General features: G+C 56.3%; 6 protein-coding genes and 1 tRNA gene. 2 read left to right on the top strand and 5 right to left on the bottom strand.

The features are described from left to right. Positions 1-45 precede the first annotated feature (45 nt). Entirely contained in the window at positions 46-882 is an 837-nt protein-coding gene (locus ACR0JW_RS20400) for an alkaline phosphatase family protein (RefSeq protein ID WP_170682046.1), read from the top strand. Positions 883-891: 9 nt separating this feature from the next. Here ACR0JW_RS20400 and ACR0JW_RS20395 read toward each other — a convergent pair whose 3' ends face one another. From ACR0JW_RS20395 to ACR0JW_RS20380, 4 genes are all read right to left on the bottom strand, one after another. Then, positions 892-1,815, bottom strand: coding sequence for an alpha/beta hydrolase (locus ACR0JW_RS20395; protein WP_480714372.1), 924 nt, complete (start codon positions 1,813-1,815; stop codon positions 892-894). 13 nt (positions 1,816-1,828) lie between these two features. Next, a complete protein-coding gene (locus ACR0JW_RS20390) occupies positions 1,829-3,718 on the bottom strand; it encodes an acyl-CoA synthetase (RefSeq protein WP_170682048.1) in 1,890 nt (629 codons plus the stop codon). Between the two features lie 156 nt (positions 3,719-3,874). Then, positions 3,875-5,695 (bottom strand): ABC transporter transmembrane domain-containing protein, encoded by a 1,821-nt coding sequence (locus ACR0JW_RS20385; RefSeq protein ID WP_480714371.1) that lies wholly within the window; start codon positions 5,693-5,695, stop codon positions 3,875-3,877. A gap of 129 nt (positions 5,696-5,824) precedes the next feature. Beyond that, a tRNA-Gly gene (locus ACR0JW_RS20380) sits at positions 5,825-5,899 on the bottom strand. 387 nt (positions 5,900-6,286) lie between these two features. On the opposite strand from ACR0JW_RS20380, the gene ACR0JW_RS20375 reads away from it, so the two are divergent. After that, the gene (locus tag ACR0JW_RS20375) at positions 6,287-7,939 is read left to right on the top strand and encodes an adenylate/guanylate cyclase domain-containing protein (protein ID WP_480535505.1); all 1,653 of its coding nucleotides are present in this window, start codon (positions 6,287-6,289) and stop codon (positions 7,937-7,939) included. Positions 7,940-8,110: 171 nt separating this feature from the next. On the opposite strand, the gene ACR0JW_RS20370 is transcribed toward ACR0JW_RS20375, so the two are convergent. Continuing rightward, positions 8,111-11,263, bottom strand: a complete 3,153-nt coding sequence (locus ACR0JW_RS20370; RefSeq protein WP_480714370.1) for an adenylate/guanylate cyclase domain-containing protein — start codon at positions 11,261-11,263, stop codon at positions 8,111-8,113. Positions 11,264-11,286 lie beyond the last annotated feature (23 nt).

Raw genomic sequence — 11,286 nt, 5'->3', positions numbered from 1 at the left:
AATCCCCTAGGGTCGCCTGAAATATTCAATCAAAAGGCCAATGACATGGATCGCAAACTACTCCTCATCATTCTGGACGGTGTTCCGTGGCGCAATTTCCGGAGACTGTTCGGCAACCTTGAAGGCTGGGTCGAAAACGGCGAGGCACGGGTTTGGAAACTGCGCGCAGTTCTGCCATCCACATCGGCCAGTTGCTATGCGTCGATCCATACCGGAGTGACACCGCAGGAGCACGGTTGCACGGGCAACGGAAACGTGTTCCGGCTAAGCCACAAGGACGTCTTCAGCCAGGTCCGTGAGGCTGGTGGCGTGACCGGCGCCGTGACCCACAGCTATTGGTCGCAATTCTTCAATCGGCACCCGTTCGATTACGTCCGCGATATCGAATATGATGAGCCGGACAGCAAGACGATCAACCATGGCCGGTTCCACACCATGACCGGCTACGGCAAAGCCAATCAGATGACGCCGTCCGACGTAGACCTATATGCCACTCTGACCAACCTCTGTCTGCGTCATGGGCTGGATTACGGGCTGCTTCATGCCTGTACATTGGACAGCATGGGGCACCGCTTCTACCACGATTGCGAAGAGATGGATCACGCCTGTTTCGTCGCGGACGAAATGCTGGCCCCGTTCATCCCACGTTGGCGGCAACTGGGCTACGAGGTCATCGTGACTGCCGATCACGGTCAGGATGAACGCGGCCACCACGGCGGGCGCAGCCCGCTGCAACAGGAAACGGCGCTGTATTACTTTGGGGAAGCAAAGGGGCTTGAAGCCGATCAGGTGATCGACCAGCTACAGCTTGCCCCGACAATCCTTTCGCGTCTGGGCGCCCCCATCGCCGACACGATGAAGGCTAAAGCGTTTCTGAAATAAGGCAGGGGATCAGTCGTAAGACCAGATGCCCTGCCCCAGCGCCTCGATGGCGACGGAAATTCGCTCAAAGCTGGCTGCTGCGCGTTTGACAGATGTTCGGGCGCGCAGATAGCCGTGAACCAGACCAGGTTCGTTGATCCAACACGCCTGCCCGCCAGCGGCTATGATCCTTTCACAATATTCTGACCCGTCATCCCGCAAGGGGTCGCAATCAGCGGTTACGACAACGGTTGGTGGGAGCCCGGAAAAGTCAGAATCGTGCAAAGGCGCAAAAGTCGGATCATGATCCGGCACGGAACCGCCGCAGCGGACTTTTTCATAGAACGTCACTTCTTCCTGGGTCAAAAGCGGGGCATGCGCATGTTCGACATAGGACCCCTTTGAGATGTCCCCACCAAGAGCCGGATAAATCAGGACCTGCCCCAGAATGTCGTCCAGCCGCCCGCGCCCATAATGCGCAACCGCTGCCGCCAGATTGCCCCCGGCGCTGTCGCCGGCCAGTACCATGGGATCGCCGAACTCCTGCGCAGCCCAGGTGACCGCAGTCCAGCTGTCCTGAAACTGCGCCGGGTGCACATGTTCGGGGCAAAGCCGATAGTCGACGGCGACAACGTGGTATCCGGTTTGCGCACAGATTTCGGCACAGACGTCATCGTGGCTCTCAAGGCCCCCCACGACAAACCCGCCGCCGTGAAAATAAACCACGGTGCGGGTGGGATCTCCGGCTGTATAGACCCGGACAGGTACACCGTTGGCGGACCTGTCCTGCGTGTTTACGCCCGGTGGCAGTGGTTGGCGAAAGTCCCGACACATCGCGTCATAGACGCGGCGCTGATCGTCAATCGACAACTCAACGGCATCTTCGGGATAGCTTTCAGCCGTTCGTCTTATGAACGCCCAGGTTTCTTCATCGATCAGACGTTCATAATCCATTGTCCCTCCGCGGTCAGGCAGCCCATTCCCATGGCCGGGTGAACGATCCCAGCACTTTGGAAACATCGTCCTCGGATGAGCCGTTCGCGTCAAGCTGTGCGACGAGCCCGCGCTTTTTGTCGTCGATCACGGAAACCACGCGCGCGTCGACGCCCGCCTTCTCGAGCGCACCGTTGTAGATTCGGGTAATCGCCTGTTTTCGCAGTTCGGGCTTAAAGACTTTACCCACCGCCGTTTTTGGCAATTCGTCCAGAATTGTCATATGCTTGGGCTGCGCTGCACGCTCGTGAACGTGAACCTTGCAGTATTCCAACAGTTCTTCTTCGGTCACGCTGGCCCCGTCGACCAGTTCCACGAAAGCGCACGGCACCTCGCCCGAATGCGCGTCCGGCTGTCCGATTGCGCCGGCAAAGGCGACCGCCTCGTGCCCCAGCAGTGCTTCTTCGATCTCGGCCGGATCGATGTTGTGGCCGCCGCGAATAATCAGGTCCTTGGCACGACCGGTGATCCACAGATACCCGTCCTCGTCAAACCGCCCCAGGTCACCCGTCCGAAGATACTTGTCGAAATGATAGAGGTTAACGTTCTTGTCCACTTCGGTATAGGTATTGCCCGCGTAGACACCGGGGTTCGAAACACAGATTTCCCCAATCTCGTCTGCGTTGCATTCCGTCGGGCCATCCGGCCCGTCGCGCAGAATTTTGACGTCGGTGTATGGGAACGGAATACCGATCGAGCCGATCTTCTTCTCGCCATCCACCGGATTGCACGAAACAAGGCAGGTTGCTTCGGTCAGGCCATAACCTTCGACAATTGTAACGCCGGTCGCTTCCTCGAACCGGCGGAACAGCTCCACCGGCAAAGGGGCCGAACCCGAAAAGGCGGTTTTCACGCTTGAGATATCAGCATCCACTGGGCGCTGCATCTTGGCGGAAATCGCGGTGGGTACGGTGATGATAAAGGTAACTTTCCAGCGTTCGATCAGTTTCCAGAAATTGTCGAACACTCCGTCGCCCCGATACCCTGCAGGCGTCGGGAAAATCACATGTGCGCCAGAGGACACCGCCGCCATCATGATCACATGCACAGCAAAGACATGGAACATGGGCAACGGGCACATGATGACGTCGTTTTCATCGAACAACAGCGTGTTGCCCAGCCAGCCATTGTAAATCAGACCGGAATATTTGTGCTGCGCGACCTTTGGCATACCGGTTGTCCCTCCGGTATGGAAGAAACAGGCGACGCGGTCTTCCTTGCTGTCTTCAAAGGTCAGCGTTGTCGGCTGTTTGGCCAGCTCTTGTCCGAAATCCTTGTAGTCCGCATGGGCAAGGTGTTCCTTGTCGCCCATTTTGGGACGCAGGAACGGCACCAGCCACGATTTCGGAGGCGTGAGATAGCGGTTCAGATCAATTTCGAGAATGGTGTTGACGCTTGGCGCGTGCCGTACGGCTTCTTCCACTTTCTGCGCGACATCCGCCTTAGGGAATGACTTCAACGTGACGACAACCTTGGCACCTGTCTCCCGCAGGATGGCCGCGATCTGCTCCGGCTCCAGCAACGGGTTGATCGGATTCACGATACCCGCGACCGCCCCACCCATCAGAGTGACCAGCGTTTCGTTACAGTTGGGCAGCACATAGGCCACCACGTCCTTTTCCCCGATGCCAAGCGAACGGAACAGATTGGCCGCCTGATTAACCTTGCCCAGCAGTTCTGACCAGGTCAGGGTCTCCGCCTTGTCCTTCGGGCCAGACAACAACTGAAAGCTGATTGCCTTGTGGTTGGGAAAACGCCCGGCCGTACGCGACAGCAACTGATGGAAGGTAACCGGAACGTCGCGGTCCTCCCACGGCATCTCCTGCTCCATTCTCGCCTTGTCTTCCAATCCCACAAAGGCCATGTGGCTCCTCCCTTATCTCTCCCACGTCACGCGCGGGTTTGCTTTGCATGCAAGGATGCGGCCAAAACCGAGCGTTATCAAGCAACGGCTTATCGAGAGATACAGAAGATTTGTAGAATTACGCCACGGCGAAATCGGAATTGCCCATACGTCAGGCTATTCCGCAGCGACGCCATCCGTGAATTGCAGGCGCGCCAAACGTGCATAGAGGCCATCCTGCGCCACCAGATCCTCATGCGTGCCCTGCGCCACGATCCGGCCGCTTTCGAGCACAACGATGCGATCGGCCTTTTTAACTGTGGCCAGACGGTGCGCAACGATCAGCGTGGTCCGCCCTGCGCGCATCTGATCCACCGCGCCCTGCACCGCCCGTTCGCTTTCGGCATCCAGTGCCGAGGTCGCCTCGTCCAGCAGCAGAACCGGCGCGTCCCGCAGGATTGCGCGAGCGATCGCGATACGCTGTTTCTGTCCGCCAGACAGCATGACGCCTCGCTCGCCGACAAAGCTGTCATAGCCTTCCGGCAGCGCCAAGATGAAGTCATGTGCGGCGGCGGCACGTGCAGCGGCCTCAACCTCGGCATCGGTTGCGTCAAGACGGCCAAAACGGATGTTTTCCCGCGCAGAGGCCGCAAAGATCACCGGATCCTGAGGCACCAACGCCATGTGCTGGCGGAAATCGGCACGGCTCAGATCGCGCAGGTTCACCCGGTCGAGGCTGACATAACCTCCGTCAGGGTCATAGAACCGCTGGATCATCTGGATCACGGTTGTCTTGCCTGCCCCGGACGGACCAACGAAAGCAACCGTTTCGCCCGGCTTGACCTGCAACGTCAGGTGGTCCAGCGCCACGATGTCCGGACGCGCCGGATAGCGGAAAGTCACGTCTTCGAACCGGATTTCGCCCCTTACAGGCTGTGGCAGTATATGGCCCTGCGCCGGATCGATCACGGTGTCTTCGGCGTTCAGCAGTTCAACCAGCCGTTCGGTTGCCCCTGCGGCGCGCTGAAGCTCGCTCCAGATTTCCGACAGCGCGGCGACCGAGCCTGCCATGATGATCGAATAGATCACGAACTGGATCAGAACGCCTTCGGTCATGACCCCGTTCCGCACATCATTCGCGCCCATCCACAACACGCCGACGATGCCGGAAAACACTAGGAAAATAACGATTACAGTCAACACCGCACGGGTCTGAATTCGGCGCAGCGAAACCACGTACGAAGTCTCGGTCATGTCACCGAACTGCTTGCGGCTGGCGTCTTCGTGGGTAAAGGCCTGCACGGTCTGAACGGCGCCCAGCGCCTCACCCGCGTTGCCTGACGAAGCGGCGATCCAGTCCTGATTCTTGCGGCTGATCACGCGCAGGCGGCGGCCCAGAACGAGGATCGGAACGACCACGATCGGGATCAGCAGCAAAACCATGCCGGTCAGCTTGGCCGAGGTCAGCAGCATCAGCACCAGACCACCGAAAAACAGCAGCATGTTGCGCAGCGCAATCGAGACCGACGACCCCAACACAGATTGAATCAAGGTTGTGTCTGTGGTGATGCGGCTCAGAACTTCGCCGGTCATGATGCGTTCATAAAATTCCGGGCTCATGCCGATCACACGGTCAAACACCGCCTTGCGGATATCGGCAACCACACGCTCACCCAGCCGCGTCACCAGAGCGTAGCGAACCCCGGTTCCGACCGCCAACACCGCCGCGATGCCCAGTGCGGCCAGAAAATACCAATCGAGCAGCTCACCGTCTTCGATGCGGAAATTGTCCACCACCCGACGCACCGCCAGCGGCAGCGTCAGCGTCATGCTCGCCGTCAGCACCAACGCCAGAGTGGCCCCGATCATCAGCAACCGATACGGTTTCATGAACGGCCAGAGGGACGTCAGCACCCCAACCTTTCTCGATCCCTTACGCTCTTCGCTGGCGCCGGGGGCCGGTGTTGTTGCTGGACTGGCGGTCGTGCTTCTTGCCATGTCTGGCCCTTGTGTCTTGATCGGTTTTGAGTGACCGCTTTCTTGGCGGCAGTGACCGGCAGGGTCAAGCCGCATGGCAAAATCAGCGGTCCACATGGGCCATTTGACGCAGAGTTTTCGGGGCTGATCTGGAGCGGGCGGCGGGAATCGAACCCGCTTCATCAGCTTGGAAGGCTGAGGTAATAGCCAGTATACGACGCCCGCTCAGCTCGAGCGGGTGTATTTCATCCCAAATTTACGGTCAATAGAGGATTTGTTTTTTTTCAGGCAACTGATCTTTGTTGAACAAAAAATCTGCAGCTGAATCGCAGGCAAGTAATGGAGTTTGGCCGAAAAGTAAGCTGTCAATTTTCAAATAGAAGCACTGAACAATCAAAGTGTCCCTGTTCCAATCGGAACTGTTCGAATGTCCCCATTGCTGAAAGAACGGGCATTCGTCTTATTGGCGGCAATGACTGCACCGAGCCCGGAGCGGACGTTCAAATGGGCTGTATGCGCCGAGACGCAGCGAATGACCGATTTGAGCCCAACTTGGTCATATACCGTATACGTTGGCTGCCAAGTTTGCTTTGAACCGTTATAGTCCAATGCATGGAACGACGACTTGCAGCAGTGCTCGCGGCAGACATAGTTGGGTTCAGCCGCCGAATGGAGCTCGACGAGGTTCACACGCTCAACGCCGTTCTGAAAATCCAGTCCGAGATTGTCGAGAAGCAAATCACAGGTAGGCATGGACAGGTGGTAAAAAGAATGGGCGATAGCTGGCTGGCTGAGTTTGCGTCTGCCGCCGACGCCGTAAACTGCGCCCTGGCAATCCAATCGGACATGCAAGGTTCGGATCTGTCACTTCGGATCGGGGTAAACGTGGGCGACATAACTCATATTGACGGCGACATCTTCGGCTCTGGGGTAAACGTGGCGGCACGTCTTGAGACGGTCGCAGATGGCGGCGGCATCGCCATTTCTGCAGATGCTCAACGCCTTATGCACCGTGGGGTGGATGCAGAGTTCCACCCAAACGGTGTTGTAGAACTGAAAAACATTCAAATGCCAGTTGAGGTTTGGAGCTGGCCAGGACCGCTCCCCGCTTTGACCCGGACACCAGTCGGCATGAATGGCAAACCCAAGCTCCACTTGAGCAACCTTGAAGGAGGAAATGCTGCGGCGGTTGAAATGGCGTCTGCGTTGCGCGCGGATTTGAGCCACGCATTCGGCCGTCAAACCGGATTGGAACTCGTTGCCGTCAAAAACGACGCAGACTTTAAACTTGGTGGATCCATTCGGGTTTCGGGCGATCGTTGGCGCGTGCTGATTGAACTCGTGGAATGCGCCACGGGCACGTGTGTTTGGACCGATCGAATTGATGAAGGAGGCTCAGACGCTTTCGACATCCAGGATCGCTTGTGTCAGCGCGTGGCCGGATCAATCCGAATTCGACTTCCAGCCCTACTGGCGGAAAAATTCAAGCACAAATCTCCAGAAGACATGAGCGTTGAGGAACTGCTCAACTTTGCGATGGGCTGCAACTTCACATTTACCAAGGAATCTTGGGAGCTTTCGCGATCCTTGCTGCAACGTGTTCTGCGCCTTGATCCAGACAACTGGATGGCAATGACAATGCTATGCTGGAATATAGTCAGCATGTCCCGCATCCTTGGCTGGCGAGACATGGGCCTTCAGCAAGTCGTAAAAGCGCGAGGACTGATCGATACCGCAACGAAAATTAGGCCAAATGACCACCTGATCCGGACCGTACGCGGGACGCTATCGCTTTTTGGGAACCACGACTTGCAAGCCGCGCGCATTGATTTGGAAGAGGCTCTGACGCTGAACCCCGACTACTATCACGCGATTAATACTATGGCCTTAATTAAGCTGGCCGAAGGCTCAATTGATGACGCAACCAAGTTGTCGCATATCGCGCTTGCGTGCGACCCTGCCTATCCCTACCGGCATCTCTACTATCGAGACGCCGGCTATGTCGCGCTGGTAGCTGGAGATCATTCTCGTGCAGTCCAACAGTTAATGCAGGCCGACCATGCAGAGCCAAATTTGCCGGCGAATCTAGCGCTGCTGGCTGCAGCACTTTCTGTTTCTGGCGACACAGAAGCTGCACTCCAAAGACTAATGCATCTTAAGCAGATCGAAGCAGATTTCGAACCGACCTCACTGGCCCGGCTCCCCTTGCGCGATCAATCTGCCGCAGACCGGATTTCGGATGCATTGCTCGTCTTGGACGCGTGACGTGAGAGTTCTGCCCGTTTATACCTCCGGCGCTCTGGCCGGGGTCCAATATTAGTGCGCCAAAAGACACCCGACTGCGCGACGAATGACCGTTATGTCCGCAAGTTAGACATTCGTTGCCATTGAGCGAATGACTGCCCCGATCCCAATACAGTCGAGCAGCAAACTTGCCTATCCACTTCGCAATCTGTCATCGACTTCCGACAAATCACGCCGAGCGCGCTGTTCGAGGGCCCTTGCGCCATTTCTTGTGGCGGCTTGGATTGCTCGCGTCAGCCAGCCGCGTTCTGTAGCTCGAAGACCTGCGTTCTTACCGGGCAACGTGTGCGCAAGCAGTCGACAAATTTCCGGCTCCCAGTTACGCTCTTGGCTTCGCTCAACGAATGACAGAGCGTCATGTAGCAAATCCTGTGCGGTGCTCTGCTCTCCTTCAGACATCAAGAGTTCGGCGCAAAGTGATTGGAAAAACGGAAGCCATGGGTTGCGGGCCGTCAGAGACAGTCTGTCGATAGCTGCGCGGACGACATCCGATCCTTTTTTACCGGACCAGCCAAGTATCACGTCGGCATAAGCAGCCCACAATTCACTCTCCTGCTCTTCGGCTAACGATTTCAGGTGCTGTCCGTAATGCTTTGCCGTCTCAGCGTCTGCGCGCATTGCTGCCGACATTGCGCATGCAAACATCAGGGCGTACGCAAGGCTGCTTGCATGCCCAATCTTGCGTGCGTGGGCTACCGCTTCAACACCAAGTCGCTCTGCTTCTGCACATTCTCCTCGCAACGAAAAGATAATTGCCAGAATGGACAGCCCAGCAACGCGGGGATCATAGCCATAGTCCAATGCGACTTTCTGATGCCGATCCAGGTCGTATATCGCAAGGAGCTTCTGAGCATGCGTATCCGCCTCGGCCAATCTGCCCAAATAGAGAGAGCACCAAGCGACGACCCGGTGACCTTGCAAAAGCCCTGCCTCGTCTTCCAGTTCCTCCGCAAGCGCCAGCAGCTCTTGGGCTAAAGCGAGCGCACTACCATATTCCGCCCTAGACACATGTATCAGATACTCACCGTAGTTAACTGGCAGTAAACCTCTGCGATCGCGAAGTTTTTCGCAAAGAGCCCTTGCCTTCGCGTAGATCTCATATGTCTCTTTTGCACTCCAGCCATTGACGACAAGTATTAGAGGTGCGAGCGCCATGACAAGCTCAAGCTCTCTTCTGTCCCGTTCGTCAGACTGAGGGAGCATATTGAGTGCTGCGAGACCTTCGCGAAAATGCTTAATCGCTTCATGATCCGCCGACCGTTGCTGCATCAGGCGTCCAGCATGGAACCACAGATGCACCGCTTCATCAAAGCGCCTGGCCTCAAAGAGGTGACGCGCAATTGCCTCAGCTGGGAACCTGCTGTCTCCACTTAGGCCGATCAACGCATCAGCGATTTTACCATGCAACTTTTCGCGCTCGCGCTTCAACAGGCTAGCTAGCGCTGCGTCTTGAACCAGAGCGTGAGTGAACATGTATTCAACTTTACCTCCGTGGTCCTCGCGCGCAAAGATAGCGGCATCTACCAACTTGGAAATGTTTTGCTCAATGTCGGCAGGGTCTGTGTCCAAAACGTTGGCCAGAAGATCTCGTGGAACCCGGCGCCCCAACATTGCGCCAACTTGAGCAAGACGTTTGGCTTGGCCTAAACCGTCAAGGCGAGTGGATAAGGACTCGTCTAGCGTTTCAGGTATCGTTGAAATGCCGTTCCTCTCACCTCCGTCGCGCAAAGCCCGACAGAACTCTTCGAGGAACAGAGGTACCCCCTCAGCCCTGGTTACAATTTCTTCGGTGCGGTCTCGGGAGCTTGGTTCCCTGAGTAGTTTTTCGCGAACAATTTCTCTGCTTGCTCTGCGTCCCAACCGGTTCAGTGAAATTGCTGTCACATTATGCTGTCTAACCCATTCGGGATCAAATCCAGGGCGCGAGGTGACGACCACAAGTATTGGCAATTGGCGTGTGCGAGCAATCAGTTGAGTCAGCAATTTTAACGAACTGGGATCAGACCAATGCGCATCTTCAAAAATCAGGCAGGCATATCCGTTTTTTGCTGGTCGGCACAGCCAATCCAACAAAGCCGCAATGAAATTTCGGCGCTTCTGTGTTGGCTGACCGCTAACCATGGGGGTATCTTCGATCGACAGGTAGTCTTCGACGCTTTTGGCGGCCTCGCTGCCGAGCAAGGAATCAACGTGGCCCGACAGCTTCGATAGTCGGGTTTTCTTTGAATCGTTGTCCAAAACTTCGGCGGTCGTTTCGAGCAACGTGATGAAAGGATAAAGCGCACTAGTGCTGTGTTGCTCCGAGCACTGTGTAATCACTGACGTAGAATTGCTTTGCATCAGTCGATCGTGAAGATGCGCGGCTAGGCGAGACTTTCCGATGCCGGGTTCTCCACTCAGAAGGATTGTCTGCCCCTCACCCTCGCAGACACTTTGCCACCGAGATTGCAGCAGGGCGATTTCAGCGCCTCGACCTACAATTTTGGTCAGGCCACGTTCGCTGCGCGCTTCGATACGGCTTTTGGCATTGGTTCGGCCCAATACACGAAACACCCGAAGCGGGTGATCAATTCCTTTCAGCTTTTGTTCGCCGATGGCTTCGGTGTTCACAAAACCCTCGGCCAGTAGACGTACTGCACCACTAACATAAATCTCGTCTGCCTCGGCCAATTGTTCGAGTCGCGATGCGACAATTGGCGCTTCACCAACAATTGAATGCTTCTCCCGCGTGCGGCCCGCTCCCATTTCACCCGCCACGACTCGACCGGTGTGAATCCCTATGCGCACCTGCAAGGCGTCGCCTTCAGGCAACGGAATGCTACGCGCTGCATGCCTAAGTGCGAGAGCAGCTTCGACTGCACGAAGTGCGTCATCTTCATGCGCGTTTGGATACCCAAAGTAAGCCATCAGCCCATCGCCAAGATACTTGGCGACATGGCCACCTTGCCGTTCGATAGCTTGCGCGCTGGCCATGTGAAACGAGGCCAACAAATCGCGCAAATCTTCGGTCGACATTTTCTGAGCCAAGCGCGTTGAATCAACTAGATCGGAAAACAATACTGTGACACGCCGGTTTTCTGGCTTTTCATCAGTATGGGTGTTCTCGACATGTGCGAATGCTGCAGCTGCCCGAAGGAGCTTCTTTCGGTGCCCGAGAGGCATTTTAAGCAAGCGCAAATCTTCATCGCGAAGATCCCGGAGTGTTTCGAGCTCCACAGCCTCATCCCGGAAAACATCGATATACTCTTCGAGTCCAATCTCCTTCAGAAATCGGTCGATCGACATGCCGATGTGTTTGGTAGGTCCCA

The organism is Ruegeria sp. BG6, from assembly GCF_056538465.1.
The sequence above is the reverse complement of the archived record's forward strand: the minus strand, read 5'-3'. Positions and strand labels throughout refer to the sequence as shown.

Coding starts and splice junctions, on each gene's coding strand:
- ACR0JW_RS20400 (WP_170682046.1), top strand. CDS start 46: ATGGATCGCAAACTACTCCTCATCATTCTGGACGGTGTTCCGTGGCGC.
- ACR0JW_RS20395 (WP_480714372.1), bottom strand. CDS start 1,815: ATGGATTATGAACGTCTGATCGATGAAGAAACCTGGGCGTTCATAAGA.
- ACR0JW_RS20390 (WP_170682048.1), bottom strand. CDS start 3,718: ATGGCCTTTGTGGGATTGGAAGACAAGGCGAGAATGGAGCAGGAGATG.
- ACR0JW_RS20385 (WP_480714371.1), bottom strand. CDS start 5,695: ATGGCAAGAAGCACGACCGCCAGTCCAGCAACAACACCGGCCCCCGGC.
- ACR0JW_RS20375 (WP_480535505.1), top strand. CDS start 6,287: ATGGAACGACGACTTGCAGCAGTGCTCGCGGCAGACATAGTTGGGTTC.
- ACR0JW_RS20370 (WP_480714370.1), bottom strand. CDS start 11,263: ATGTCGATCGACCGATTTCTGAAGGAGATTGGACTCGAAGAGTATATC.